This window comes from Microbacterium sp. AG157, from assembly GCF_003385695.1.
Lineage (GTDB): Bacteria > Actinomycetota > Actinomycetes > Actinomycetales > Microbacteriaceae > Microbacterium > Microbacterium testaceum.
In genome coordinates this window covers 422019-448367 of record NZ_QRDK01000002.1, presented here as the reverse complement: position 1 = coordinate 448367, position 26349 = coordinate 422019, and the positions used below count along the sequence as shown (strand labels likewise).

Here is a 26349-nt window from a genome sequence, read left to right as displayed (position 1 = left end):
TTCCGCCGACGCCGGGCGTTTCCCGATCGTTACGAGCGTGGCGACTCTGGGACTTGCCGAGTTAGTCCATTTGATTTATAAAAGGTTCTGGCGACGTGGTGTCTCCACCCGAGCAAGGGAGCTTTCATGAAGAAACTGACGATGGTGACCGGTCTTCTGACCGCCACCGCCCTGACCGCGGCCCTGGCCGGTTGTTCCGCGGGCAGCGGCGACGCCGGTGACGCGAAGACCATCCGCGTCGCGTACCAGACCACGGCGACCTTCAACCAGATGCAGACGCTGATGGAGACGGCGAAGTCGCAGTACGAGGCCGCACACCCCGGCATGACCGTCGAGCTCGTGCCGATCCAGGCCGAGGGCGCCGACTACTACACGAAGCTCGCGCTGATGAACAAGTCGGCCAGCACCGCCCCCGACGTCCAGTACGAAGACACCTTCAAGATCCAGTCCGACGCCGCGGCGGGGTACCTGTTGCCCCTCGACGACTACCTCGCGAAGTGGAGCGACTGGTCGCAGTTCGCCGACGGCGCCAAGCAGGCCGGCCTCGGCCCCGACGGCAAGACCTACGGCGTCTCGCTCGGAACCGACACCCGCGGCCTCTGGTACAACAAGGAGATCTTCGCCAAGGCGGCCATCTCCGTCCCGTGGCAGCCCAAGACCTGGGCCGACGTCCTCTCGGCGGCCAAGAAGGTCAAGGCGGCCGACCCCGACGTCATCCCGATGAACGTGTACTCGGGCAAGACGGCCGGTGAAGCGGCATCCATGCAGGGGCTCGAAATGCTCCTCTACGGCACCGAGGACACCCTTTACGACACCTCCTCGAAGAAGTGGGTCGTCGGCAGCCAGGGCTTCAAGGACTCGCTGACCTTCGTCTCCGACGTCTACCAGGGCGGCCTCGGACCCTCGCTCCAGCAGGCGCTCGACCCCAACATCTTCACCAGCGTGACCGCCGACTGGCTGCCGAAGGGCAAGCTCGCGATCGCCCTCGATGGCTCGTGGCAGTCGGCCGCGTGGGTCGACGGCGGAACCGCCCCGTGGCCCGCGTGGAGCGACACGCTCGGTATCGCCGCGATGCCCACCCAGAACGGCCAGGCACCCGGCACCACGAGCATGTCGGGCGGGTGGACGCTCGCCATCGGCAAGAACACCAAGAACGCCGACGCGGCCTGGGACTTCCTCTCCACCGCGGTGAACAAGGACAACGCCACGTCCTACGACATCAACAACAGCCAGATCGCCGTCCGTGCCGATGTGGCGCAGTCCACCGAATACCTCGACGCCAACCCGAGCTTCAAGACCTTCTCGAGCTTCGTCGCAACGACGCACTTCCGACCGGCCACCGAGGACTACGACAAGATCTCGAACCAGATCCAGGTCGCCATGGAAGCGGTCATGACCGGGCAGTCCAGCGTCGACGACGCCGCCGCAGCCTACGACCAGGCCGTCATCGGCATCGTCGGCGAAGACAACACCCAGCAGGGCTGATCGTGACCGCCCTGGCTCAGACCGGGGCGACCGGAACCGACCGGAGGTCGCGCGCCACCACGCGCGGCCTCCGGTCCTCGGCCCGGGCGCTCCCGCTCCTTCCCGCAGCGCTGCTGCTCGCGGTGTTCCTGCTCGGACCGATCCTGGTGTCGCTGTGGGGCTCGCTCACCAACGCGACCCTGTCGGGCTCGACCGCCGTCGCGAGCCAGTTCATCGGCTTCGACAACTACACCCAGCTCTTCAAGGCCCCCGACTTTCCCGTGGCGGTCGTCAACACGATCGTGTTCGTGTTCTTCTCCGCCGTGATCGGTCAGAACATCCTGGGCCTGGCTCTCGCTCTCATGATGCGCTCGGGCAATCGCGTCGTCACCGCGGTGGTCGGCACGATCGTCGTCACCGCGTGGGTCCTGCCCGAGATCGTCGCGGCATTCGCCGCGTACGCGTTCTTCCGCGACAACGGGACCCTGAACGTGATCCTCGGGATCTTCGGTCTCGACCCCGTCAGCTGGCTCTTCACGATGCCGGTGCTCATGGTCGTCTTCGCCAACATCTGGCGCGGGACGGCGTTCTCGATGATGGTCTATTCGGCGGCCCTCGCCGACGTGCCGCCCGAGATCACCGAGGCGGCCGAGGTCGACGGAGCGAGCGGCATCAAGCGCCTCTTCCTCATCACGATCCCCATGATCCGTTCGACCATCGGAACCAACTCGATGATCGTGACGCTGCAGACCCTGTCGGTCTTCACACTGATCTTCGTCATGACCGGCGGTGGCCCCGGCAACAAGAGCACGACGCTGCCGATCCTCGCCTACCAGCAGGGCCTGAAGTTCGGCGAGCTCGGCTACGGCACCGCGATCGCCACGATCATGCTGCTCATCGGTGCGATCTTCTCGTTCTTCTACGTCCGCGCGCTGCGCGAGGAGGTCTCGTCATGACCACCGCCACCCTGCCCGAGGTGACCGGCGCCCGCTCGCGCTCCGCACGCCGCGCTCCCGGGCGCAAGAAGGCGTCGCTGTCGTCGCCGCGCACCCGCGCCCTGCGCGTCGTCGCCAACACGCTGCTCATCGTGGTCGGCGTGCTGTTCGTGGTGCCGCTCGTGTGGCTCGTCACGGCCTCGCTCGACGCGCAGCCGACGCTGGCCATCAAGATGCCCGAGGTCGTCACCCTCGACAACTTCGCGGCCGTGATGAAGCCGGATCTGCTGTTCCAGCCCCTGTGGAACAGCGTGCTGCTGGCGGGAGGCACCTCGATCGCAACGGTCGTGCTCGCCTCGCTCGCCGCCTATCCGCTCTCGCGGTACAAGATGCGCGTCGGCAAGCCCTTCCTCTACGCGGTGCTGTTCGGCACATGCCTGCCGATCACGGCGATCATGGTGCCGGTCTACAGCCTGTTCGTGCAGCTGAACCTCATCGACTCGATCGGGGGCACGATCCTCTTCCTCACCGCGAGCGCTCTGCCGATTGCGATCTGGATGATGAAGAACTTCATGGACGGCGTGCCCGTCGAGCTCGAGCACGCGGCCTGGATGGACGGCGCGGGGTCGATGCGCACGCTCGTGCAGATCGTGCTCCCGCTCATGCGCCCCGGCATCGCGGTCGTGTTCATCTTCACCTTCATCCAGGCGTGGGGCAATTTCTTCGTCCCCTTCGTGCTGCTGCTCAGCCCCGACTACCAGCCGGCCGCCGTCAGCATCTTCAACTTCTTCGGGTCGTTCGGAGCGGTGGCCTACGGCCAGCTCGCGGCCTACTCGATCGTCTACTCCCTCCCGGTCCTCGGCCTGTACGTCCTCGTGCAGCGCGGACTCGGCGGCCCGTCGGCCCTCGCCGGCGCGGTCAAGGGCTGACCCGTCCCCCCAGACAAGGAACCCACGTCATGCACGACCGCACCGCGCTCATCGAGATGCGCATCGAACGCTTCGTCCGCGAGCGTCTCGCCCCCGCCGTCTACCGCGCCCGTCAGGCCCTCGACATCCAGGCATGGGAGGCGCCGGGCGAGCCCGTGACCTTCGCCGAGGCTCGGGATGCCGAGTACCGCCCCTTCGCGATCGGAACGCCGTGGGGTCGAGCGTGGGGGACGACCTGGTTCGCCGTCTCCGGCGAGATCCCCGCTGCGTGGCGCGACGCCGACGGTTCCCTGCCGGAGGGCACCGTCGCCGAGCTCGTGATCGATCTCGGATTCACCGCCGGGCAGAGCGGCTTCCAGTGCGAAGCGCTCGTCTGGAACCGCGAGGGCGCCCCCATCAAGGGCGTCTCGCCGTTCAACAACGCCAGCCCGGCCGCGGTCGACGCCGACGGTCGCGTCGACGTGCTCGTCGAGGCCGCCTCGAACCCCGACGTGGGCAGCCTCTTCACCTTCGAGCCGACGCACCTGGGTGACCTCGCCACCGCGGGCGACGCTCCTCTCTATACGCTCCGCGACATGTCGATCGGCCTCCGCGATCTCGCGGTGTGGGAGCTCCTGCAGGACTTCCGCCTGCTCCACGGCCTCATCGCCGAGCTCGACGCCACCTCCGCGCGCCGAGCAACACTCGTCGAGGCGATGGATGCCGCGATCGACGCGGTCGATCCCGAGGACGTCGCGGGCACGGCGCAGGCCGGTCGCGACGTGCTGGCTCCGCTGATGGCGGCGCCCGCGGCATCCAGTGCCCACGTCCTGCACGCCGTCGGGCACGCGCACATCGACTCGGCGTGGCTGTGGCCCGTACGCGAGACGGCGCGCAAGGTGTCGCGCACGTTCAGCAACGTCCTCTCGCTGATGGACGAAGATCCGGAGTTCGTGTTCGCGTCGTCGTCGGCGCAGCAGTTCGCGTGGATGAAGGAGCACTACCCGGCGCTCTGGGACCGGCTGAAGGCGCGTGTCGCCGAGGGACGCTTCGTGCCGGTGGGCGGTATGTGGGTCGAATCCGACACAAACATGGTCGGCGGCGAGGCGATGGCCCGGCAGTTCGTCGAGGGCAAGACGTTCTTCCTCGAGGAGTTCGGCATCGACACCGAAGAGGTGTGGCTGCCCGACTCGTTCGGCTACAGCGGTGCCCTTCCGCAGATCATGAGAGCCGCGGGCGCGCGCTGGTTCCTCACGCAGAAGATCTCGTGGAACGAGACCAACCGCATCCCGCACCACACTTTCCGCTGGGAGGGCATCGACGGGTCGCGCATCTTCACGCACTTCCCGCCGGTCGACAAGTACAACTCCGAGGTCACCGCGGCCGACCTGGCCCACGCCGAGCGCAACTTCGCCGACAAGGGTCGCGCGCGCACCTCGCTGCTGCCGTACGGCTTCGGCGACGGCGGCGGCGGACCCACGCGCGAGATGACCGCGACGATCGCCCGCACGCACTCGCTCGAGGGCGCGCCGGTGGTGAAGCACTCCACCCCGCGGGAGTTCTTCGAGACCGCCGAGGCCGAGTACGCCGACCCGGCCGTGTGGGCGGGGGAGCTGTACCTCGAGTTCCACCGCGGCACGTACACCAGCCAGCTGCGCACGAAGCAGGGCAACCGCCGCAGCGAGCACCTGCTGCGCGAGGCCGAGCTGTGGGCGGCCACCGCGACCGTCCGCACGGGCGCCGCCTACCCGGCTGAGACGTTCCAGCGCCTGTGGCGCCTGGTCCTGTTGCAGCAGTTCCACGACATCCTGCCCGGCACGTCGATCGCCTGGGTGCACCGGGATGCCGAGCGCAATTACGCCGCGATCGCGGCGGAGCTCGAGCAGATCATCGCCGACAGCCTCCGGGCGCTCGTGGGCACGGGCGACCGCGCGGTCGTGGCGAATGCCGCCCCGCACCGCCGTTCCGGTGCTCCCGCTCTCGCGATCGCCCCGGCGAGCCCCGCCGGCGACGTGACCCCGAGCGCCGAGGGCGACGGCTTCGTGCTCGACAACGGCGTCGTGCGCGCGGTCGTCGACGGACGCGGTCTGATCACCTCACTGGTGGAGGTGGACAGCGGCCGCGAGGTGGTTCCGGCCGGTCGCACCGCGGGCCTGTTCGAGGTGTTCCGCGACACGCCCACCCAGTGGGACGCGTGGGACATCGACGAGACCTACCGGCGCCACGTCACGCCCCTCGACTCCGCCGAGGCCGTCCGCCTCGACGGACGCGCGATCGTCGTCGAGCGCCGCACGGGGGCGTCCACGATCGTCACGCGCATCGCTCTCGCGAACGGCTCGCGCACCGTGCGTCTCTCCCTCGACGTGGACTGGCACGAGCAGCAGAAGCTGTTGAAGCTCGGCGTCCCGGTCGACGTCCACACCGACCGCGCGGCGTCCGAGATCCAGTTCGGGCACATCGTCCGACCCACTCACACGAACACGTCGTGGGACGCGGCTCGCTTCGAGACCGCCGCGCACCGCTGGGTGCGGGTCGCCGAGCCGCGCTTCGGCGTGGCGGTGACCAACGACTCCACCTACGGTCACGACATCACGCGTCACGAGCGCGAGGCGGGCGGCACGTTCTCACTCGTGCGGCTGTCGATCATCCGGTCGGCGAAGTTCCCCGACCCCGGCCAGGATCAGGGCGCGCACCACCTCGAGGTGGGGATCGTCGTGGGCGCCGAGGTCGTCGACGCGGTCACCGAGGGATACCGCACCAACCTGCCGGAGCGGACGGTGACGGATGCCGCCGAGACCTCGATCGCGCCTCTCGTCGTGATCGACCAGCCCGGTGTCGTCGTCGAGGCGGTCAAGCTCGCGCAGGACGGATCGGGCGATGTGATCGTGCGCCTGTACGAGGCGCTGGGCGAGCGCATGCACGCGCGTCTCGACGCCGGCTTTGAGGTCGTGGGCGTCGTCGAGACCGATCTGCTCGAGCGCGAGGTCGACGCCGCGGCGGTGTCGAGTGCTGCCGGTGGTGCGGTCGAGCTCGATCTGCGCCCGTTCCAGCTGGTGACGCTGCGTCTGAAGCGCTGAGGCCCGCTGCGCGTCGTCGCTGCGGGCCTCCGGGAGGAGATCCCGGGGGCGGAGGACGGATGCGAGGGGTTTGTCCTCCTGTCCCGGGTTTTCCTCCGCGGCGCGGTGCGGCCATGCGGTGGGGCTGCGCGGTGGGGCGCGGGGGTCCGGGCGCGGGTTGGTGCGGGGCCGGGCGCGAGGTTGTCGAGCCCGCGGGAGGAGATTCCGGGGGCGGAGGATGGATGCCGAGGGATTGGTCCTCCCGTCCCGGGTTTTCCTCCGCCGTGCGGCGGGGCTGGGCGGCGGGCTCGCGCGGTGGGCCGCCGAGCCCGTGGGATCAGACGCCGGGACGACCTTACGCCGGGAGAAGCCCGAGGTCGGTGAGCAAGAGGTCGCGGACCTCGTGAGTCGCAACCGGACCCGCGGGCAGCGAGTCGCGGCCGCCGAACCGGCCGAGCGCCAGGAACGAGCGCCGCTCGAGCGCCGACCCGCCGCCGTGGCCGCCCGCATCGACGTGCCCGTGATCGGTGGTGACGGCGACGAGCCAGTCCTCGCCGTGCGTCTCGGCGCGGTCTTCGACGACGTCCAGGATGCCGCCGAGCAGCGCATCGACGCGCACGATCGCGGCCGTGTACTCGGGCGCGGTCCCGCCGTGCCGGTGGCCGGCCTCATCGACCTCGCCGAGGTAGACGAACGACACGTCGGGACCCGTCTCGCGCAGATGCGCACGTGCGGCGGCCGCGATCTCGGCATCCATCGGGTCATATCCTCTCGACTCCCCATCGCGCAGGACGACGTGGTGCAGGCCTGCGCGTTCCCTGTCGGGCGCGGGCGCGATGATCGGTCCCGGGCCGTCGGGGTCGATCAGCGGGGGCCAGTCGGCGGCCGCGAAGGTCGAGCAGCTCGGGCGCGCGTCGACGGCCCGGGCGAGGAGGTCTCGACAACGGCGCAGACGATGACCCTGGAAGTGGTTGTCGACGACGCCGTGCTCGGCGAGCCGCACGCCCGTGAGCAGCGATGACCAGCCGGGGCCCGAGATGGTCGGGACCTCCATGGTCATCGGCAGCACGACTCCCGCGCGCCCGAAAGCCGCGAGTCGAGCAGCCGGGGCGGGAGAGCGCAGCGCATCGTCGACGCGCAGGCCGTCGATGCCGATCAGCAGCAGCTTGCGCGCCGCGGTCATCAGTGGGGAAGCTCGCTCGCGGAGTGCAGCAGAGCCGGGATGTCGGCGACTCCGCCCACGAGGTGCGTGTGGCGCGACCGTCCCAGATCGGCGGCGGATCCCGCACCGGTGAGAACCCCGACGACGAACCGCGCCCCGGCGGCGGTGCCGGCGGCCAGATCATTGGGGGTGTCTCCGGCGACCAGCACCTCGTCGACCGACCGGATGCCGGTGAGCTCCATCGTGCGGAACACGAGGTACGGAGCGGGCCGCGACGCGGTCACGAGCTCCGACGTGGCGAGAGCGTCGATGTCGGTGCCGACCTCCCATCCGACCTTCGCCAGGAGCCCCTCGGCCACCGGGCGGGTGTAACCGGTCTGCAGAGCGACCTTCACCCCGGCCGCGCGCAGCGACACCATCGCCTCGCGCACCCCGGGAAACAGCGTCGGGGTCGCCGCGGCGTACGCCGCGTCGAGCTGAGCGGCGAAACCGGCATACACCGCGTCGGTGCGGGCAGGGTCGCCGCCGAGCTCGGTGAGGAGGCCGCGGATGGCCTCGGTCTTGTCGGTGCCCGTCCAGGGAGCCAGAACCTCGGCCGGAACCGGAGCGCCGAGCTCGTCACCGACGCAGCGTGCGAGCAGGTCGTAGACGACCCCGCCCTCGTCGATCGTGGTGCCGGCCATGTCGAGGGAGAGGAGGGAGACGGTCATCGGGAGCCTTCCGTGGTCGTTCGGCGCACCGCCGACGGGGCCGGGGCGGTGCGAGTGCGGGAGTTGTGGACGATCAGGGACGCACGATCGGGGCGGTAGCGGTCGTCGGCCACCTCGATCACCTCGCCCGCGGCGCTGCGGGTGAGACGGTGGACGCGCAGCAGCGGCGTGCCGACGGCGACGTCGAGCGCGGCGGCATCCTGGTCGTTCGCGGCGACCGCGTCGATCGTGTGCTCGCCGTGCTCGAGTGAGACGCCTCGGTCGAGCAGCGCGGTGAAGACCGATCCGGCGTCGGGGTCGAAGTCGAAGATCAGACGCCCCACGTGCTCGACGAACGTCGAGCGCTCGATCATCACCGGTTCGTCGTCGATCGATCGCACGCGCACCAGGTCGACCGCACGGGTGTCGCCGCCGACGCCGAGGGCGGCTGCCACCGAGGCCGGCGGTCGGCGCAGCGCCAGCTCGATCGTGCGCTGGCCCGGCACCCGGCCCATCGCCGTGACCCAGGCCGAGAACGAGAAGAAGTCGTCGATGGCGTGAGCGAAGGGCGCACGCATGACCGTCGGCACACGCCCCTGCCCGGTGCTGATCAGCCCCTCGGTGGCGAGAGCGGCAAGCGCCTGCCGCACGGGACCACGTGACGCCCCGAACTCGACGCTCAGCTCGGCTGTGGTCGGCAGCGCCGCGCCGACGGGGAGCGCACCCGAGAGGATGCGATCGCGCAGCGTCGTGCGGACGGTCTCATGCAACGACATGAAGCGATCTTGTCATGACAAGCGGACGGGGAAGCGGCGACATAGGTTGTGTTCGCTCGCCGTTCACCGATCCTGGCGCGCATATATAAGAGGAGGGGCGGCGGTGAACATTGCATGACAAGTCGCGATACCGGTCGAACTCCGGTGCGATGAGAGCCGAGACTCGACCCCATGCACTCCCACTCGAGTCCGGCTCCGCTGCGCGCCGACGTCGTCGTCGTCGGCGCGGGCATCGTCGGTCTGGCCCACGCCTGGCACGCCGTGCGCGCGGGGCTCTCGGTCGTCGTCGTGGACCGCGACGACCGCGCCGTCGGCGCGAGCGTGCGCAACTTCGGGCACATCTGCACCACCGCGCAATCGGGCCGCGCGCGCGAGTACGCCGTCGTGGCGCGAGAGACCTGGGTGCGTGCCGGTGCGGAAGCGGGGCTCGCGGTGTCCGCCCACGGCACCGTCGTCGCCGCGCGCAGCGTCGCCGAGATGGCCGTGCTCGACGAGTTCGCCTCAGGACGCGACCGCGACGAGGTGCGCGTCCTCGGCGCCGACGAGACCGCCGACCGGCTCGGCTGGGCGGTGCCGGGACTCGTCGGCGGTGCCCTCATGCCGCGGGATCTGCGCGTCGACTCGCCCGCGGCCGTTCCCGCATTGACGGCGCATCTCGCGCGGCTGGGTGTGGTGTTCCGTTTCGGTGAGAACGTCGTCGACGTCGTCGACGGGGTGCGCACGACCCACGGATCGTACGTCGCCGACACCGTCATCGTCTGCGTGGGGCACGACGTCGACCGGCTCTTCCCCGTGCTCGCCAGCGACGGCGAGGTGCGTCGCTGCCGCCTACGCATGATGGAGATCGACCCGCCGCGGGGCGTGCGAATCGACCCGGGCGTCTTCACGGGCAGCTCGCTGCTGCGCTACGGCGGTTTCGCCGAGACCGCCGCCGCCGACACGGTGCGGGCCGAGCTGGCATCCCTCGATCCCGACATGCTGACGCACACGGTGAACCTCATGTGCACCCAGCGCCCCGACGGCCGCGTCGTGATCGGCGACACCCACCATTACGAGCGCACGCTCGACCCGTTCGACGACGAGGCGCTCGACGCGTTGCTGCTCGACCGCTTCTGCGGCCTGTTCGGCGTCGACGACCTCGTCGTGCGGCGACGCTGGCGCGGCGTGTACGCGGCCAGCGCCCAGGGCCCTTATCTGCACGCCTCCCCGCGGGCCGACGTGGTCGTCGCCTCGGTCACGAGCGGCATCGGCATGACCACCGCCTTCGGGTTCGCGCGCGACGTGCTCGCGCAGCGCGGCCTGATCCCCTGACCCCCTCCCTTCCGATCCGCCTGACCCGAAAGGACCACCCCTATGATGCGTTCCACTCACCGCTCGCGATCCCGTCGTATCGTCCGCGTGACCGCTCTCGCCGCGATCGCCGTGGCGTTCGCGGGCTCACTCACCGCTTGCGCCGGCACGTCGTCGGACGCGGCCGCCTCGAGCATGACCCTCGAGCAGAAGCAGAAGGCGACCAGCGCCGCCGACTTCGGCGGCATGGACGCGCTCGTCGCCGCCGCCAACGCCGAGGGCAAGCTCAACGTCATCACGCTGCCCCCGTCGTGGGCGAACTACGGAAAGATCATCGCGGGCTTCCAGAAGAAGTACCCCGGCATCACCATCGACTCGCAGAACCCCAACGGCTCCAGCGCCGACGAGGTCGCCGCGGCGAAGGCGCAGAAGGGTCAGGACACCGCGCCCGACGTGTTCGACCTGGGCACCGCGGTGCTGCGCCAGAACCTCGACCTGCTCGCGCCCTACAAGGTGTCGAACTGGGCCGACATCCCCGACGATTTCAAGGACCCCAACGGCACGTGGTTCTACGACTACACGGGCCTGATGTCGATCGGGTACGACTCGTCGGTCATCACCACCCCGCCCACGTCGATCAACGACCTGCTCGGCTCGCAGTACCAGGGCAAGGTCGCCATCAAGGGCGACCCGACCCAGGCCAACGAGGCCGCGAGCGCCGTCTACTGGGCGACCCTGCAGAGCGGCGGTACCGCCGACGACATCACGCCCGGTGTGCAGTTCTTCTCGAAGCTCAAACAGGCCGGCAACTTCCTCTCGGTGCTGCCGACCCAGGCGACGGTGTCGTCGGGCGAGACCCCCGTGGTCATCCAGTGGAGCTACAACAACCTCGCGTGGGGACCCGATGGCGGCTCGACCGGAAACCCCAACTGGAAGACCCTCGTGCTTCCCGGTGTCGCCCTGGGCAGCTACTACAACCAGGCCATCAACGTCGACGCCCCGCACCCCGCGGCTGCGCGACTGTGGGAGGAGTACCTCTACAGCCCGGAAGTGCAGAACCTGTTCCTCGCCTCGGGTGCCTACCCGTCCACGCTGCAGGCGATGATCGCGAACAACACCGTCGACCAGTCGGTGCTGCAGTCGGTGGGCGAGCCCCCGAAGAACTTCGTGCAGTTCACGAGCGACCAGGCCGCGGCTGCGGCGAAGGTGCTCGCCGCCTCATGGTCGTCGGCGATCGGCTGATCCCCGCATGACCGTCGCCTCCTCCTCTCGGATCGCGACGGCCGCCCCCACCGCCTCCGGCGCCGGCCCCCTCCGGCGCCGGAGTGCGGGCTGGTGGGGGTTCGCGCCGTTCGCGGTCTACGTCGCTCTCTTCCTGGCCGTTCCGACGGTCGTCGCCATCGCGAGCGGGTTCTTCACGGCGAAGGGCGCGTTCACTCTCGGCAACTTCGCCGCGCTGGCCAGCCCCGCCATCATGACGGCCTTCGTGAACTCCCTCTGGCTGTCGGCCGTCGTGGCCGTCGTCTCGGCGGTGCTCGGGGCGATCCTCTGTCTCGCACTGTCGAGCATGCCTCCAGACGGCTGGGTGCGCTCGATCGTCGACTCCGCGGCCAGCACGCTCGCGCAGTTCGGCGGCATCATGTTGGCCTTCGCCTTTATCGCGCTCATGGGCGTGCAGGGCGCCGCGACGCTCTGGCTGCAGCAGACTTTCGGTCTCGACATCAACACCCTGTCGTCGGACGGCCCGCTGCTCTATCAGGTGGGCGGCCTCGTCTTCCCCTACGTCTACTTCTCGGTGCCACTGATGGTGCTCACCTTCCTTCCCGCGCTCGAAGGTCTGCAGCAGCAGTGGGCCGAGGCGGCGGCGACGCTCGGCGCGTCGCGGTGGGTGTACTGGACCCGCATCGCGATGCCCCTCCTCGCCCCCGCGTTCTGGGGATCGACGATCCTCGTGTTCGCCGGCGCCTTCTCGTCGTTCGCGACGGCCGCGGCCCTGATCGACCAGGGCGGTCTCGTCGCCCTCGCGATCAAGCAGCAGCTGACGAGCGAGACGATCGTCGGCGTCGCCAACACCGCGGGTGTGCTCGCCCTCGGCATGGTGGTCGTGATGGCCGCCGTGATGGCCGTGTACTCGCTGCTCGAGCGTCGCGCCCGGCGGTGGCGACGATGAGCCGGCCCGTCACCGCCGGCCTCGGGAAGGTCGCCGGGGGAGTCATCCTCGCGATCGCCGCCATCGCCTTCGCCCTGCCCCTGCTCGCGCTGCTGCTGTTCACATTCCGGATGCCGGGACGCTCGGGCGGTCTGACGCTCGATCACTACCTCGCGATCGTCGACCCGACGCAGGAGCTCACCTACGACGGCCTGTTCATGGGTCTCGTCAACTCGCTCGGCATCGCCGTGGTCACGGTCGCAATCGTGTTGCTGCTGCTCGTGCCGACCCTCGTGCTCGTCGAGCTGCGCTACCCCCGCGTGCGACGCGCGATCGAGGTCGTCTGCCTGCTGCCGCTCACCGTCCCGACGGTGGTACTGGTCGTCGGGTTCGTGCCCGTCTACAAGGTGGTCTCGGGCGCCCTCGGCAGCGCGCCGTGGACTCTCGCCTTCGCCGTCGGCGTCATCGTGCTGCCGTACGCGTACCGTCCGATCCAGGCGAACATCGCCGCCCTCGACATCGTCGTGCTCAGCGAGGCGGCGCGGTCGTTGGGCGCCAACGGCGTGCAGGTGGTGTGGCGCGTCGTGCTGCCGAACCTGCGTCGCGGCATCCTGTCGGCCTGTCTGCTCACCGTGGCCGTCGTGCTCGGCGAGTACACGATCGCGGCATTCCTCAGCCGCACCACTTTTCAGACCGCGCTGTTCCTGCTGCAGCAGACCGACCCCTACGTCTCGGCGATCTTCTCGCTCGCGGCCCTGGCGATGGTGTTCGTGCTGCTGCTGCTGATCGGCCGGCTCGGTTCGTTCCGTCCCTCCAGGAGTGCCTCATGACCGTTCCCGCCCCCGTGACCGGCCCGTTGACCTTCGCCGGCACCGCCGTCTCGCTCGTCGGCATCGAGAAGTCGTTCGGATCCCACACCGCGCTGCGCGGGGTGAGTCTCGACATCCGCCCGGGCGAGTTCGTCGCGCTGCTGGGGCCCTCGGGCTGCGGCAAGACGACGCTGCTGCGGGCCCTGTCGGGGCTCGACCGCATCGACGCCGGACGCATCCTCATCGATGAGCAGGACGTGTCGGGCGTACCCGTGAACCGCCGCGACATCGGCATGGTGTTCCAGTCATACTCGCTGTTCCCGCACATGACGGTTCAGCAGAACGTCGAGTTCGGGCTGCGGATGCGGCGCGTCGACGCGGCCCGCCGCGCCGCACGCGCGCGCGAGGTGCTCGAGATGGTCGGTCTCGGCGACCGCGGCGGCCGCTACGCGCACCAGCTGTCGGGCGGTCAGCAGCAGCGCGTCGCCCTCGCTCGCGCGCTCGTCACCCGTCCGCGGGTGCTGCTGCTCGACGAGCCGCTGTCGGCGCTCGACGCGAAGGTGCGCGTGCAGTTGCGCGAGCAGATCCGCCGCCTGCAGCGCGATCTGGGTATCACCACCGTGTTCGTCACGCACGATCAAGAGGAGGCGCTCGCCGTCGCCGACCGTGTCGCCGTGATGAACGACGGAGTCATCGAGCAGATCGGCACTCCGGAGGATCTGTACCGCCGGCCGGTCTCTCCGTTCGTCGCCGACTTCGTCGGGCTGAGCAACATGCTGGACGGTGTGGCGCGCGGCGGCGAGGTCGAGGTGCATGGTCACGTGCTGCCCGTCCTCGGGACGACGGTCGAGGGGCCCGTGCAGGCGTTCGTCCGTCCGGAGGATGTCGTCTTCACGAGTGGGGACGAGGGAGTGGATGCCATCGTGGTGGCATCGAGTTTCCTCGGGTCGTTGCGGCGTACCGTCGTGCGCGCGGCCGACGGCACGCTCATCGCGGTGCAGCACGACGCCTCCGACCGGCGTGAGCCCGACGACGCCGTGCGGCTGCGGTTCGCGGGTCACCCGGTGGTGGTGCGACCGCGCTGAGGGTTCAGCGGATCCCTAGCCGCTCGCTCTAGCGTCCGGCTATGTCGTCTCTCGCCCGACGGCGCGGCCGCCCCGCGCCGCTGCGCACCACCCCGGCCGTCCGCGTCGCCGCGGTGCTCTCGTTCCTCTACGGGGGTGCGGTTACGGCGCTGGGCGTAGGGTTTGACGGTCGCCCTCGCGACCGGTCAGGGACTGGGGGCCGACACCCACGAGTACCTCGTGTTCCGCGGGGTCACGACGACGATCGTCTTCTCCCTGATGGTGGGTGGGATCTTCGTGGCCGACGCGTTCCTCGTGCTGCGCGGTGCCCGGGGCACCGGTGCCGTCGTCGTCGCCGGGATCGTCGTGCTCGCGGGCCTGATCGGCGAGGTGATCGAGCCGGTCACGGGTGGGAACGCCGTGTCCCTCGCGATCGGTGCGGGTATCATCGTGGCGGCGGCCCTGCCTGGGGTGCTGCTCCTTCTGCCTCGCGGACTCCGGTCGACGCCTCCGGTGACCGCGGACCCCATGCCCGGGGTCACACCGCCGCCACAGCCATGAGAACGACGGATGCCGCCATGGTGCCGATCTGGGCACGGTCGAGCGGTGCCGGCATCCGCCCGATTGCCGCGACGGACAGTCCCGCGTACCCGACCGCGACGGCCAGCAGGAACGGGGCCAGGGCGACACCGTGAGCATGAGCGGGGGAGGGGCCGTGTCCGCCCATCCCGAGTGAGAGAGCGGCCATCACCACCATGCCGAGCGTCGTGTGCAGCGTCATCAACGCGGGGATCCGCCGGGAGCGTCGCTGGCGCGGACGACGCCATACCGCGAGCACCAGGGCCGCCGTCAGTAACAGCGCCGTCCACCCCACCGGAGCGATCACGCCGAACACGGCGGCATCCAGCATCGCCAGGAGCATGAGCACGGATGCCATGACCTCGGGCGGCCGCACCCGCGCGCGATCGGCGGCCAGACAGCAGGCGCCGATTGCGGCGGGAGCGACCGCGGCAGCATGGAGGATCTCGCTCATCGCCTCAGCAATGGCATTCGGACGCAGGTGACTCGTCCCCGTGCGGGCCATGCCCGTGCGCACCCCCGTGCGCGGCGGGCGCGCAGTGGGAGTTCGCGGGGGCGGGGACGTTCAGGACGGGGTTCCGCTCGAAGAAGTTGTACGGCTTGAGCGTGAACTTCGCGTAGTCCATGGGCATGACGGGCCAGTCCTCGTTGCGCGGGAAGTGCGTGAGACCGAAGGTGTGCCACAGCACGACGTCTTCGCCCACGAGCGGCTCGTCGCCCGCGATGAAGGCCGGGATGCCGGCCCCGCCCGGGTGCTGGTTCACGAAGTCGCCGGCGGCGTAGCGCTCGTCGGGGTCGTACTTCGTGACGAACAGGTTCTTCGTGGCGAACGCCGCGCGCGCGGCGATCGACGAGTCGTCGTCGGCCAGCAGCACCGGGGTCTCGGTGGGGAAGAGCACGTACGAGGTCGCCTGTCCGCGCCCGGTGGTCTTCTCGGTCGAGGCGATCTGCCAGACCCGGTTCACCGCGCCGTCGGCGACGCGGCCCGACACCTTCTCGCTCGTGATGGGCGTGACCCTCTTCATGAAGGCGTTGCCGGCGGGGTTCGCGATCGAGATGGGCACGCGCACGGCATCGATCTCGTTGACGACGTTGGCGACGCCGTCGACCGTCATGTCCAGCCGCGCCGAGAACAGGTGCTGGTGGTACGGCGCCCCGAGGCCGGGGGCGACTTCGGAAGCGTAGGGGTACCCCTCACCCGGGTAGGCGGAGGTGAAGAGGATGCCGGTGAGCTTGGCCTCGCACTCGATGGTGCCGTCGAGATAGAGGTACCAGTAGAAGCCGTAGTCGTAGTTGCCGACGGTGGTGAAGAACGAGATGACGAGACGCCGGGAACGGCGCACCTCGCTGGACCCGGTGAAGATGTCGGTGTGCTTCCACAGGGTGCCGAAGTCCTCCTCGTGCATGCACACCGCGTTGCGGACGGTGCGCGGCATCCCGTTCTCGTCCGCCAGCACCGCGTCGACGTAGGTGATGTCGCCCACGCAGTCGCAGCCGAGCTCGAGCTCGTTCGTGTAGCGGCCGAAGAGGTACTCGCCCGTGTCGAAGTAGTTCTGCCAGAAGCGGTTGGGCGCGGGATCGGCATAGGGCACGACCATCTCGCTGATCGAGCCGCGGTACATCACGGGGCGCCCCGCGAACGACAGCTGGCGCAGGATCAGGCCCTCGCGCGTGTCGAAGCCGATGCGCAGGTCCCACTCGCCCCACGTGACGCGCTCGCCGTCGACGCTGAAGCTCGACCCCTCGGGCTGGGTGATGACGATGGGCTTGAGACCCTCCAGCGGCGGGCCCTGCAGCTCGGGGTCGTCAAAGTTGCCGTGCTCCTCGGGAACCGTGAACCCGGGGGTGTCGACGATGTCGATGATGCGTCGTGCGGCGACGTCGATGTAGGCGGTCAGGCCGTCGACGGGGTGCGCCCACGGGTGGTCGGCGGGGTGGTCCTGACGGAACGCGAAGGTGCGGAGCACCCGCCGCCCCACCTCGTTCTCATACCCGTAGTGCCCGGCCGACAGGGGCACGAGCACGACGTCGGCGGTCGTGAGACCCCGCGCGGCGAGGGCGGCGATCCACTCGGCGCTCTCGTTCGCGATGATCCCGACCTCTTCGAACTCGGCGTCGAGGATCGGCAGCTGTCCATCTGAGCCGTCGAGCTCGGTCTGGCGCAGCACCGTGCCCGTGGCGAGCGATACGACCACGTCGAGCGAGTGCGCCGTGCGCAGGTTCAGCAGTTGCACGCGGGCGCGGCGCTCGGGAAAGCCGCCCTCGCCCCGCTCCCACGCGAGCACGTCGCCTTTCGGTGCCTCTTCCAGGCCGACGTAGGCGAAGCGGCTGGCCTCATCGATGCCGTCGAAGCCGGCGACGATGGCGTGCACGGCGGTGATCTCGGCGGGGGAGAGGGATGCCAGGGGATGGGCCGGCGTCGCGGGGGCGACGAAGGCGGTCGAGGTCGGGTCGGTGAGCGTCATGATGTCTCTCTCGGGTGCAACGGGGGTGGAACGGACGGGCGGGAACGGATGCCGCGGCGGTGAGGCCGCGGCACCCGGGGTCAACCGGCGATGGCGTCGGTGAGCTTGGCGTAGGCGGCGGGGCGGCGGCGGCGGATCCAGGCCGCCTGCAGGTAACCGAAAGCGGGCACGATGATCACGAGCGCGAGCAAGGCCCACGTCACCACACCGAACGTGGGCGCCCCGTCGGCGTCGACGTCTCCGACCATCACGGGGAAGTAGGCGACGATCACCACGGCCGAGACCGCGAGACCGACGAAACCCAGTGCCGGCGCGATCACCGTGTTCCACGGGCGCCGGTCCTGGCGGTTCCGGGTGAAGTACACGATCACCGCGACGGAGGTCACCGCCATCAAGACGACGATGGCGACGGTGGCGACGCCCGAGAGCCAGGTGAAGACCTGCAGGAGCGGATCGAGTCCGAGCAGGGCGAAGGCCGCGAGGAGGACACCGGCGGTCGCGGTCTGCACGATCGACGACACGTGCGGGGAGAGGTGCCGCGCGTGCACGCCTGACACCGACTCGGGGAGCACGCCGGCGCTCGACATCGCGTGCTGGTAGCGCGTCAGCACGTTGTGGAACGACAGCACGCACGCGAACATCGACGTCAGCAGGAGGACGTTGACGATGACCTCGCCGACCGCGCCGAGGTAGATCGCGACGGTACGGAGCATCAGCGTCGCGGGGTTCTCGGCGGCGGCGGCGAGCACGCCGCTCGGACCCCAGGCCATCACGAGCCCCCACGTCGACAGCGTGTAGAAGACGCCGATGCCGATGACGGCACCGTACGTCGCCCGCGGGATCGTGCGGTCGGGGTCGCGCGCCTCGTCCCGGAAGATCGCGGTGGCCTCGAACCCGATGAACGCGGCGATCGCGAACATGAGGCCCACCCCGGGCGAGCCGCTGGCGATGTTCGCCGGCTCGAAGGGGGCGAGGCTCAGTCCCTCGGGACCCCCGTCGAGGACCACCGCGCCGACGAGGACGAGCACGATCGCCACCTCCGCGATGAGCAGGACGCCCAGCACCTTGCTGGAGAGGTCGATGTGGCGGTAGCCCAGCACACCGACCAGCGCGACGGTGGCCAGTGCGTACAGCCACCACGGAAGATCCGGCCCGCCCAGCGAGACGACGGTGATCTCGAGGAGGTACCCGACGTAGCCGTACACCGCGACCTGGATGGTCGTGTAGGTCAGGATCGCGGTCCACGCCGCCGCCAGTCCGGAGGGGCGTCCCAGCCCGTAGCCGATGTAGGTGAAGAAGGCGCCCGGGCGGGGGACGTGCCGCGTCATGGCCGAGAGACCCACGGCGAAAAGGAGCAGGATCACCGCGCTGACGGCGTACAGCGCCGGGTAGCCGACACCGTTGCCGATCAGGATGCCGAGAGGCCCCGCGCCGCCGACGACGGTCAGCGGCGACGCAGCGGCGACCACCATGAAGACGATGGCCGTCACACCGAGGGAGCCCCGCAACGTCCGCTTCGCCGACGTCGCCGCTCCCTTCGATTCGAGTTGGGTCATTTCGATTCCTCCGGGATTCGGGTGGGGTACGCGGTCGTGAGTCGAGGTTCCTCCGGCGCCGTTGCCGGGCCGTGTTCTCGTCGTGAAGGTGTGGCCTCGCCGAGTGAGACGGCGCTCGAGGGGTGTCTCACTCGGGGTCACGCGCACGAAACACGCGGTTCGCGGGGGTGCAACGCCCGGCGCGTACGGTCGACAGCACCCATCGGAGACCCTGTGAACGCACTTGCCCGCGCCATCGAGCGCCCCGACCCCGTCGCCGGTTTCGGCGACCGTTCGCCGCTGCACGGGCTCGAGCGACGTCGGATCGGCATCATCGACCTCGCCGCCCAGTCCATCGCGGCGGTCGCCCCGGCAGCGGCGGCGACGACGGTCGTCCTGCTGGTGGCGGGGGTCGCCCCTCACGCGACGGTCGCCGCCATCGTGGTCGCGGCGATCCTGAGCCTCGGGGTGGCCCGGACGGTCTCGCAGTTCGCCCGCCGCTTCGCCGCCACAGGCGCCGTGTACACCTACACCGCTCGCGGTCTCGGCACGCGGGCGGGTCTCGCGGCGGGCGTCGCGATCCTCACGGGGTACGGCGCTGTCGCGATGTTCGCGCTGCTCGGCGGTGCGTACTACGCCACCTATCTCACGGCGGGGCTCTGGCCGTCGATCGATCGGGCGCTGGTCACCGCCCTGTTCGTCGTGGGGCAGGGCGTCCTCGTCGCGTTCGTGCTCGTCCGCGGCATCCGCATCTCCGCTCGCGCGGCACTCGTCGTCGAGACACTGTCGGTCGCGCTGATCGTGGTCCTCCTGATCGTGCTCCTGGTGAAGATCGGGCCGATCGACCTCGCCGCCGTCGCGGGAGTCGGTGTGGCGCACCTCGATCCGACCGCGTTCGCGGCGGGGGCGGTGATCGCCCTGACGGCGTTCGTCGGGTTCGAGTCCGCCGCCACCCTCGGCGTCGAGTCGGTGTCGCCGCTGCGCAACGTCCCGCGCGCGATCACCGGCACCGTTGTGCTGTCCGGTCTGCTCTACGCCCTGGCGGCGGTGACCCAGGTGGCCGGGTTCGACGCCCTCGGGTCCGACCTCTCGACGAGCGCTTCGCCGGTCAACGAGCTCGCCGAGGCATACGGCCTCGGCGGGTGGGGGGTCGTCGCCGATCTCGGCATCGCGGCGTCGTTCCTCGCCTGCACGATCGGCACGACCACCGCGCTCGTCCGGGTGCTGTTCGCGCTGAGCCGTGACGGGGTGCTTCCGACCGCGGTCGGTCGGGCGCATCGGCGCTTCGGCACCCCCGCCGCGGCCGTCGGATGGGCGCTGCCGATCATCATGGCCGTGCCGGTGCTCGTCATCGTCGCGGGGATCGACACCCGCGACGCGATGCACGTCACCATCGGGGTGGGCGCTGCGGGATACATCGTCGCCTACATCCTCGTCTGCGTGGCCGCGCCCGTCTTCCTCCGCCGCATCGGGGAATCCACGATCGGCGTCACGGTGGTCGCCGGGGTCTCGGCGCTGGCCCTCGCTGCGGCCCTCGTGTTGTTCTTCGTTGACGACGCGGTCGAGGGAGGAGCGGTCGTCGCGGTCGTCGGGGTGCTCGCCGTCGTGTCCACCGCGGTCATCGCCGTCCTCCGCCGGCGCCACGGGCCGAGGGCGCTGGGGGTGTACGACGAGCCGGTCGCGGCGCAGGTGCTCGGGGGAGTGGTGTCGACGCGGCATCCGGGCGATGCGTGAGCAGCCGGCGCTCGGAGCGCGACAGCCCGGCGCCGTGCACTCCGCACTCGCGGTCCTCGAGGCCGTGGCTCAGCTCGGTGCCGGGGTGAGCGCCCAGCGTCTGTCGGCCGAGCTCGGCCTGCCGCGCGCGACGACGTACCGTCTCGTCAACCTCCTCGTCGAGGACGAATACCTCGTCCGTACGCCGGACCTGGCGGGGTTCGCCCTGGGCGCGAAGGTCGCGCAGCTGGCCGCGGTGATCGCTCCGCCGGCACGCCTGTCGTCGGCTGCCCGAGCGGTGCTCGCCGAGGCGCGTCGGAGCGTGCGCGGGGGAGTGCACGTGGCGCTCTTCGTCGACGGGCGGATCGCCGTGGTCGATGCCGATCCCGACTTCCCCCTGTCCGACGAGGCGCGTCTCGCGCGCGAACCCGCCCGCTCCGCGCTCGGCCGGCTCATGCTGGTGTCTCAGGGCGAGCGGGGGACGCCGGAACTCGATCGGGCTCGGGACGACTTCGCGCGGTGGGGTGCGACACGCCAGAGCGGAGAGGTGATCGCGGCGTCCGGCTGTCTCGCGGTGCCGATCGTCGACGCGAGCGGTCTCGCGGCGGGTGCCGTGGCGTTCTCCGGGCCGAGGCACCGGGTGGACGATCCCGACGATGTCCTGTCGGTCCTCCGCCCGGCGGCCGACGCCCTCGCCCCGCTGATGGTGTGACGCGCATCGGGTAGGCTGTACACGGCTCTCCGCGTGGCGGTATCCCGGCCAACTCCCCCAGGACGGAAACGTAGCAAGGGTAACCAGGCTCTATCGGGTGCGCGGAGGGTCTTTTCTTTGCCCTGACGAGGCCGCCGGCAGGTCACCGGCGGGCGAAGGGCCCGTCGAGCACCGCCCACTGCAGCAGCATGATGGTCTTGGCATCCTGGATCGATCCGTCGCGGATCTTCGAGAGGGCGACGTCGATGTCGTACTCGAGGATCTCGATCTCTTCATCCTCTTCGGCGAGACCACCGCGGTCGCCCTCCCGCTCGGCCCCGTCGTACGCCGCGGCGAAGAAGTGCAGCCTCTCGGTCACAGAGCCCGGGCTCATGAACGCGTCGAAGACGTGCTCCACCTCGGCGACCCGCACGCCGGTCTCTTCTTCGGCCTCGCGTCGGATCGCGGTGACGGGATCGTCGTCGTCGAGCAGTCCCGCGGCGGTCTCGATCAGCATGCCGTCGGGGTGGTCGTTGACGTAGACCGGGTAGCGGAACTGCCGGGTCAGCAGCACGGTCCGCCGTGCAGCGTCGTAGAGCAGGATCGTCGCGCCGTTGCCGCGGTCGTAGGTCTCGCGCGTGAGCGTCGTCCACTCGCCGTCGTCGCCGCGGTAGCGGAACGTCGTCGCCCGCAGCACGTGCCAGCCGGCCGCGAGGAGATCGACATCGGTGACCTCTACTCGCGGGTTGCGGTCGAGGTCGCGACCGGTGAGGTGCAGGCCGGTGCGGCCGCGGTGATCGGGCACGGTGGTGCCGGGGCGTGCATCGTTCATGATTCGGAACGATAGTGCAGAAACATGCAACAATGTGAACCATGCTCGCCGCCGCCCGTAAAGACGCCCTACTCGACCGGCTGCGCCGCGACGGGCGTCTCGTCGTGAAAGACATCGCCGTCGAGCTGGGACTCTCCGAGGACAGCATCCGCCGAGATCTTCGAGAACTGGATGCCGCGGGCCTCGCGGTCCGCGTCTACGGCGGCGCCCTTCCGGCATCGCCGGCCGTCGTCGATTACTCCGCGCGCGTCGAGGTCGCTCGCTCGAGCAAGGCGCGGGTCGCCGCGATGGCGGTGGGCCTGATCGAGCCGGGCGCCACCGTGCTGCTGGACGGCGGCACCACGACTCTCGCGATGGTCGACGCGCTCCCGCGGTCGTTCTCCGGGACCGTCATCACGCACTCTCCGACGATCGCCGCCGCGCTGCTGCACCACGACGCGGAGGTCATCGTCCTGGGCGGGCGCATCTTCAAGCACTCCGCCGTGGCATGCGGGGCCGCGGCGATGGAGGCGGCGCAGAACCTTCGCGCCGACCTCTTCTTCCTGGGGGTGACGGGCGTGCATCCCGAAACGGGCCTTTCGACGGGGGATGCCGAGGAGGCGGCGATGAAGAGAGCGCTCGCCGCCCGCGCGGCCGAGACGTTCGCCCTCGCGAGCGAGGAGAAGCTCGGCGCGGCCTCGCGCTTCGGCATCCTGCCGCTCGACGGGGTGACCGGGATCATCGCCGACCTCGGGCCCGAGACCGTGCTCGCACGGGAACTGGGGGCGGCGGGAGCACGCCTGATCTCCTCGTCGACCTGATCACTCGACACCGAAGCAACCCCGGAACGGTGTCGGAGGCCCGCAATAGGCTGGACGCGTGACGCAGAGCATCTACATCACGTCGGCCGAAGGTCATTCGGGCAAGTCCTCGGTGGCCCTCGGCGTCCTCGACGCGCTCAGCCGCGTCACTCCGCGCGTCGGCGTGTTCCGCCCCATCGCGCGCTCCACCGCGGAACGCGACTATGTGCTCGAGATGCTGCTCGACCACGACAGCGTCGACCTCGACTACGACGACTGCGTCGGCGTCACCTACGACGACGTCCGCGACGACGCCGATGCCGCCCTGGCGCGGATCGTCGAGCGCTACAAGGCCGTCGAGGCGCAGTGCGACGCCGTCGTCATCATCGGCAGCGACTACACCGACGTCGGAAGCCCCGCCGAGCTGGCGTACAACGCCCGGATCGCCGCCAACCTCGGTGCCCCCGTGCTCCTCGTGCTCGGAGGCCGCGCCCAGCAGGGCCACAGTGAGACGCTCGGCATGTCGGTCGCCCGCACCCCGCAAGAGGTCGGCCAGATCGCCTCGCTCGCGGTGGCCGAGCTCCAGCACGAGCGCGCAGCGCTCTTCGCGGTGATCGCGAACCGCGCCGATCCCGACCACCTCGACGAGATCGTGGCATCCGTCCGCCAGGTGGTCGACACCGTTCCCGTGGGTGCCCCCGCCGAGCACCGGAGCGTTCCCGTCTGGGCCCTGCCCGAAGACCGTTTCCTCATCGCGCCCTCGGTGCGCGGCGTGCTCCGTTCGGTCGAGGGAGAGCTGATCAAGGGCGACCCGGCGCTGCTCACGCGCGAGGTCCTCGACGTCGTCGTGGCCGGTATGTCGATGGTCAACGTGCTTCCGCGTCTGAAGGAGTCGGCGGTCGTGGTCATCCCGGCCGACCGCAGCGAGGTGCTTCTCGCCGCCCTCCTCGCCAACGCCTCGGGAACCTTCCCCTCGCTCGCGGGCATCGTGCTCAACGGCGGGTTCGAACTGCCCGATGCGATCGTGCGCCTGATCGACGGGCTCGGCTCGCCCCTGCCGATCATCGCGACCGACCTCGGCACCTATGACACGGCCGTGCGCATCATGAACACCCGGGGCCGCCTCGCCGCCGACTCGCAGCACCGCTACGACACGGCGCTGGCGATGTTCGAGCGCCACATCGACACCGAGCTGCTCACGCGCGAGCTGGGTGTCGCGCGCCCGAGCGTGGTCACCCCGCTCATGTTCGAGTACGGCCTCGTCGACCGCGCCCGCAGTGACCGTCGCCGTATCGTGCTGCCCGAGGGCAGCGACGACCGCGTGCTGCGCGCCGCCGCCACCGTGCTCTCGCGCGGCATCGCCGATCTCACGATCCTCGGCGAGCCGATCGAGGTGCGCGGGCGTGCGATCGAGCTCGGCATCGACATCCGCGACGCCGAGGTGCTGAGCCCCTTCGACGCCGTGCACGTCGACAAGTTCGCCACCGAGTACGCCCGGCTCCGTGCCCACAAGGGCGTCACCTACGCGCAGGCCGCCGACACCGTGACCGACGTGTCGTACTTCGGCACGCTCATGGTGCACCTGGGGCTGGCCGACGGGATGGTCTCGGGTGCCGCGCACACCACGGCCCACACCATCCGTCCCGCGTTCGAGATCATCAAGACCGCCCCCGGCGTCTCGGTCGTCTCGAGCGTGTTCCTCATGGCTCTCGCCGACCGCGTCCTCGTCTACGGCGACTGCGCCGTCATCCCCGACCCCACCAGCGAGCAGCTCGCCGACATCGCTGTGTCGTCGGCCGCGACCGCCGAGCAGTTCGGCATCGCGCCGCGTGTGGCGATGCTGTCGTATTCGACGGGGGAGTCCGGTACGGGCGCCGACGTCGAGAAGGTGCGCACCGCGACCGCCCTCGTGCGCGAGCGGGCGCCTGAGCTGCTGGTGGAGGGACCCATCCAGTACGACGCCGCCGCCGACGCGGCCGTGGCGCGGGCCAAGATGCCCGACTCCGAGGTCGCGGGACGCGCGACGGTGTTCGTCTTCCCCGACCTGAACACCGGCAACAACACGTACAAGGCCGTGCAGCGCTCGGCCGGTGCCGTCGCGATCGGCCCCGTGCTGCAGGGGCTCAACAAACCGATCAACGACCTGTCGCGCGGCGCTCTCGTCGACGACATCGTCAACACCATCGCCATCACCGCGATCCAGGCCCAGGGGGGCACCTCGTGAGCGTCGTCCTCGTCGTCAACAGCGGTTCGTCGTCGTTCAAGTACCAGTTGCTCGACATGGGCCGCGAAGAGGTCCTCGCCTCGGGCCTGGTCGAGCGCATCGGTGACGGCGTTGGCGTCGCGAAACACACGGTGAGGGCAGCGTCGTTCGGCGTCGAGGGCGAGCCCGCCCCCACGGTGACCGACGTCACCACCACCATCGAGCGGGAGATCCCCGACCACACGGCCGGGTTCGCCGTCATGCTCGACGCCTTCGCCGCGCACGGACCCTCTCTCGACGAGTACCCGCCCGTGGCCGTCGGCCATCGCGTCGTGCACGGCGGAGCGCGCTTCTTCGCCCCCACCGTCGTGACGCCTCTCGTCGAGATCAACATCGACGAGCTCTCGGTGCTGGCTCCCCTGCACAACCCGGCGAACCTCGCCGGTATCGTCGCGGCCAAGAAGGCCTTCCCCGGCGTCCCGCACGTCGCCGTCTTCGATACCGCGTTCCATCAGTCCCTCGCTCCCGAGGCGTACACCTACGCGATCGACCGCGAGATCGCCGAGGCCCACCGCATCCGTCGTTACGGCTTCCACGGCACGAGCCACAAGTTCGTCAGCGAGGCCGCGGCCGCCTTCGTCGGTCGCCCGCTCGGCGAGCTCAAGCAGATCGTCTTCCACCTCGGCAACGGCGCCTCGGCCGCCGCGATCGAAGGGGGGCGCTCGATCGACACGTCGATGGGACTCACGCCTCTCGAGGGGCTGGTCATGGGCACGCGCTCGGGTGACCTCGACCCCGCGGTGCTGCTGCAGCTCGCCCGCCGTGCCGACCTGTCCATCGCCGACCTCGACACGCTGCTCAACAAGCGCTCGGGTCTGCTGGGCCTGGCCGGGGTGTCCGACATGCGCGACATCGGGGAGCGGAGGGATGCCGGCGACCCGGCCGCTCAGCTGGCCTTCGACGTCTACATCCACCGTCTGCGCGCCTACGCGGGTGCCTATCTGGCGCAGCTCGACGGTGTCGACGTCATCTCGTTCACCGCGGGGGTGGGGGAGAATTCGATCCGCGTCCGCGAGGAGGCCATGGCGACCCTCGGCTTCGCGGGCGTCGAGATCGATCCCGATCGCAACGCCTCGCGAGAGCGCGGCATCCGGCGCATCTCCACCGACTCGTCGCGTGTCGAGGTGCTGGTCGTCCCCACCGACGAAGAGCTCGAGATCGCTCGGCAGACGCTGTCGGTCACGGCCTGA

At 70.2% G+C, this 26349-nt stretch carries 22 protein-coding genes and 1 other RNA gene; 16 read left to right on the top strand and 7 right to left on the bottom strand.

Annotated features, from left to right (window positions below):
* The first annotated feature begins 126 nt into the window (after positions 1-126).
* From DEU35_RS07900 to DEU35_RS07885, 4 genes are read left to right on the top strand one after another with little or no spacing between them, the layout of a single operon-like run.
* Positions 127-1485, top strand: a complete 1359-nt coding sequence (locus DEU35_RS07900) for an extracellular solute-binding protein (RefSeq protein ID WP_116239157.1) — start codon at positions 127-129, stop codon at positions 1483-1485.
* A 2-nt stretch (positions 1486-1487) separates the two neighbouring features.
* A complete protein-coding gene (locus DEU35_RS07895) occupies positions 1488-2420 on the top strand; it encodes a carbohydrate ABC transporter permease (RefSeq protein ID WP_103206065.1) in 933 nt (310 codons plus the stop codon).
* Complete coding sequence (locus DEU35_RS07890) at positions 2417-3328, top strand: carbohydrate ABC transporter permease (RefSeq protein ID WP_174799647.1); 912 nt, start codon at positions 2417-2419, stop codon at positions 3326-3328. Before DEU35_RS07895 ends, DEU35_RS07890 begins: the two co-directional genes overlap by 4 nt.
* A 29-nt stretch (positions 3329-3357) precedes the next feature.
* Complete coding sequence (locus DEU35_RS07885; RefSeq protein ID WP_116239156.1) at positions 3358-6384, top strand: glycoside hydrolase family 38 C-terminal domain-containing protein; 3027 nt, start codon at positions 3358-3360, stop codon at positions 6382-6384.
* Between the two features lie 334 nt (positions 6385-6718).
* Here the strand turns inward: DEU35_RS07885 and DEU35_RS07880 are convergent, their stop codons facing one another.
* The 3 genes from DEU35_RS07880 to DEU35_RS07870 are packed head-to-tail and all read right to left on the bottom strand — an operon-like array spanning position 6719 to position 8990.
* Positions 6719-7546 carry an alkaline phosphatase family protein gene (locus tag DEU35_RS07880; protein WP_116239155.1) on the bottom strand — a complete coding sequence of 276 codons (828 nt, stop codon included), beginning with the start codon at positions 7544-7546 and terminating at the stop codon, positions 6719-6721.
* Complete coding sequence (locus DEU35_RS07875) at positions 7546-8235, bottom strand: phosphonatase-like hydrolase (RefSeq protein ID WP_103206068.1); 690 nt, start codon at positions 8233-8235, stop codon at positions 7546-7548. The genes DEU35_RS07880 and DEU35_RS07875 overlap by 1 nt, the downstream gene beginning before the upstream one ends.
* Positions 8232-8990, bottom strand: a complete 759-nt coding sequence (locus tag DEU35_RS07870) for a GntR family transcriptional regulator (RefSeq protein WP_116239154.1) — start codon at positions 8988-8990, stop codon at positions 8232-8234. The genes DEU35_RS07875 and DEU35_RS07870 overlap by 4 nt, the downstream gene beginning before the upstream one ends.
* 171 nt (positions 8991-9161) lie before the next feature.
* Here DEU35_RS07870 and DEU35_RS07865 point away from each other — a divergent pair, with 171 nt between their 5' ends.
* The 6 genes from DEU35_RS07865 (at position 9162) to DEU35_RS07840 (ending at position 14863) form a co-directional block, all read left to right on the top strand.
* On the top strand, positions 9162-10301 hold the full coding sequence (locus tag DEU35_RS07865; RefSeq protein ID WP_116239153.1) for a TIGR03364 family FAD-dependent oxidoreductase: 1140 nt from the start codon (positions 9162-9164) through the stop codon (positions 10299-10301).
* Between the two features lie 45 nt (positions 10302-10346).
* Complete coding sequence (locus tag DEU35_RS07860) at positions 10347-11522, top strand: ABC transporter substrate-binding protein (RefSeq protein ID WP_116239358.1); 1176 nt, start codon at positions 10347-10349, stop codon at positions 11520-11522.
* A 7-nt stretch (positions 11523-11529) separates the two neighbouring features.
* Positions 11530-12450 (top strand): ABC transporter permease subunit, encoded by a 921-nt coding sequence (locus DEU35_RS07855; protein ID WP_116239152.1) that lies wholly within the window; start codon positions 11530-11532, stop codon positions 12448-12450.
* On the top strand, positions 12447-13259 hold the full coding sequence (locus DEU35_RS07850) for an ABC transporter permease (protein WP_103206433.1): 813 nt from the start codon (positions 12447-12449) through the stop codon (positions 13257-13259). Before DEU35_RS07855 ends, DEU35_RS07850 begins: the two co-directional genes overlap by 4 nt.
* Positions 13256-14323, top strand: a complete 1068-nt coding sequence (locus tag DEU35_RS07845; protein WP_103206072.1) for an ABC transporter ATP-binding protein — start codon at positions 13256-13258, stop codon at positions 14321-14323. Before DEU35_RS07850 ends, DEU35_RS07845 begins: the two co-directional genes overlap by 4 nt.
* A gap of 162 nt (positions 14324-14485) precedes the next feature.
* A complete protein-coding gene (locus tag DEU35_RS07840; protein WP_116239151.1) occupies positions 14486-14863 on the top strand; it encodes a hypothetical protein in 378 nt (125 codons plus the stop codon).
* On the opposite strand, the gene DEU35_RS07835 is transcribed toward DEU35_RS07840, so the two are convergent.
* The 3 genes from DEU35_RS07835 to DEU35_RS07825 all read right to left on the bottom strand — a co-directional run bounded on the left by DEU35_RS07835 (position 14841) and on the right by DEU35_RS07825 (position 18902).
* A complete protein-coding gene (locus DEU35_RS07835; protein WP_116239150.1) occupies positions 14841-15335 on the bottom strand; it encodes a hypothetical protein in 495 nt (164 codons plus the stop codon). The two genes, DEU35_RS07840 and DEU35_RS07835, sit on opposite strands and share 23 nt — an antisense overlap.
* 4 nt (positions 15336-15339) lie before the next feature.
* Positions 15340-17346, bottom strand: a complete 2007-nt coding sequence (locus DEU35_RS07830) for a primary-amine oxidase (protein ID WP_116239149.1) — start codon at positions 17344-17346, stop codon at positions 15340-15342.
* Between the two features lie 80 nt (positions 17347-17426).
* Entirely contained in the window at positions 17427-18902 is a 1476-nt protein-coding gene (locus DEU35_RS07825; protein ID WP_103206076.1) for an APC family permease, read from the bottom strand.
* Between the two features lie 213 nt (positions 18903-19115).
* Between DEU35_RS07825 and DEU35_RS07820 the strand changes: the two genes are divergently transcribed.
* The 3 genes from DEU35_RS07820 (at position 19116) to ffs (ending at position 21423) form a co-directional block, all read left to right on the top strand.
* Positions 19116-20615, top strand: a complete 1500-nt coding sequence (locus tag DEU35_RS07820) for an APC family permease (protein WP_116239148.1) — start codon at positions 19116-19118, stop codon at positions 20613-20615.
* A 34-nt stretch (positions 20616-20649) separates the two neighbouring features.
* Complete coding sequence (locus tag DEU35_RS07815; RefSeq protein ID WP_218026331.1) at positions 20650-21306, top strand: helix-turn-helix domain-containing protein; 657 nt, start codon at positions 20650-20652, stop codon at positions 21304-21306.
* 20 nt (positions 21307-21326) lie between these two features.
* An RNA gene (gene ffs / locus DEU35_RS07810) (signal recognition particle sRNA small type) lies at positions 21327-21423 on the top strand.
* 25 nt (positions 21424-21448) lie between these two features.
* Here the strand turns inward: ffs and DEU35_RS07805 are convergent.
* Entirely contained in the window at positions 21449-22117 is a 669-nt protein-coding gene (locus DEU35_RS07805; protein ID WP_103206079.1) for an NUDIX domain-containing protein, read from the bottom strand.
* 41 nt (positions 22118-22158) lie between these two features.
* Here DEU35_RS07805 and DEU35_RS07800 point away from each other — a divergent pair, with 41 nt between their 5' ends.
* From DEU35_RS07800 to DEU35_RS07790, 3 genes are read left to right on the top strand one after another with little or no spacing between them, the layout of a single operon-like run.
* Positions 22159-22917 carry a DeoR/GlpR family DNA-binding transcription regulator gene (locus DEU35_RS07800; protein WP_116239146.1) on the top strand — a complete coding sequence of 253 codons (759 nt, stop codon included), beginning with the start codon at positions 22159-22161 and terminating at the stop codon, positions 22915-22917.
* A 58-nt stretch (positions 22918-22975) separates the two neighbouring features.
* The gene (gene pta / locus DEU35_RS07795) at positions 22976-25120 is read left to right on the top strand and encodes a phosphate acetyltransferase (RefSeq protein WP_103206081.1); all 2145 of its coding nucleotides are present in this window, start codon (positions 22976-22978) and stop codon (positions 25118-25120) included.
* Positions 25117-26349 carry an acetate/propionate family kinase gene (locus DEU35_RS07790; RefSeq protein ID WP_116239145.1) on the top strand — a complete coding sequence of 411 codons (1233 nt, stop codon included), beginning with the start codon at positions 25117-25119 and terminating at the stop codon, positions 26347-26349. Before pta ends, DEU35_RS07790 begins: the two co-directional genes overlap by 4 nt.

Excerpts from the sequence above, each read along its gene's own strand:
- DEU35_RS07860 (WP_116239358.1), top strand. The coding sequence starts at position 10,347 with ATGCGTTCCACTCACCGCTCGCGATCCCGTCGTATCGTCCGCGTGACC.
- DEU35_RS07865 (WP_116239153.1), top strand. The coding sequence starts at position 9,162 with ATGCACTCCCACTCGAGTCCGGCTCCGCTGCGCGCCGACGTCGTCGTC.
- DEU35_RS07890 (WP_174799647.1), top strand. The coding sequence starts at position 2,417 with ATGACCACCGCCACCCTGCCCGAGGTGACCGGCGCCCGCTCGCGCTCC.
- DEU35_RS07875 (WP_103206068.1), bottom strand. The coding sequence starts at position 8,235 with ATGACCGTCTCCCTCCTCTCCCTCGACATGGCCGGCACCACGATCGAC.
- DEU35_RS07825 (WP_103206076.1), bottom strand. The coding sequence starts at position 18,902 with ATGACCCAACTCGAATCGAAGGGAGCGGCGACGTCGGCGAAGCGGACG.
- DEU35_RS07805 (WP_103206079.1), bottom strand. The coding sequence starts at position 22,117 with ATGAACGATGCACGCCCCGGCACCACCGTGCCCGATCACCGCGGCCGC.
- DEU35_RS07870 (WP_116239154.1), bottom strand. The coding sequence starts at position 8,990 with ATGTCGTTGCATGAGACCGTCCGCACGACGCTGCGCGATCGCATCCTC.
- DEU35_RS07800 (WP_116239146.1), top strand. The coding sequence starts at position 22,159 with ATGCTCGCCGCCGCCCGTAAAGACGCCCTACTCGACCGGCTGCGCCGC.
- DEU35_RS07845 (WP_103206072.1), top strand. The coding sequence starts at position 13,256 with ATGACCGTTCCCGCCCCCGTGACCGGCCCGTTGACCTTCGCCGGCACC.
- DEU35_RS07850 (WP_103206433.1), top strand. The coding sequence starts at position 12,447 with ATGAGCCGGCCCGTCACCGCCGGCCTCGGGAAGGTCGCCGGGGGAGTC.
- DEU35_RS07830 (WP_116239149.1), bottom strand. The coding sequence starts at position 17,346 with ATGACGCTCACCGACCCGACCTCGACCGCCTTCGTCGCCCCCGCGACG.
- DEU35_RS07835 (WP_116239150.1), bottom strand. The coding sequence starts at position 15,335 with ATGAGCGAGATCCTCCATGCTGCCGCGGTCGCTCCCGCCGCAATCGGC.
- DEU35_RS07900 (WP_116239157.1), top strand. The coding sequence starts at position 127 with ATGAAGAAACTGACGATGGTGACCGGTCTTCTGACCGCCACCGCCCTG.
- DEU35_RS07885 (WP_116239156.1), top strand. The coding sequence starts at position 3,358 with ATGCACGACCGCACCGCGCTCATCGAGATGCGCATCGAACGCTTCGTC.
- DEU35_RS07880 (WP_116239155.1), bottom strand. The coding sequence starts at position 7,546 with ATGACCGCGGCGCGCAAGCTGCTGCTGATCGGCATCGACGGCCTGCGC.
- DEU35_RS07855 (WP_116239152.1), top strand. The coding sequence starts at position 11,530 with ATGACCGTCGCCTCCTCCTCTCGGATCGCGACGGCCGCCCCCACCGCC.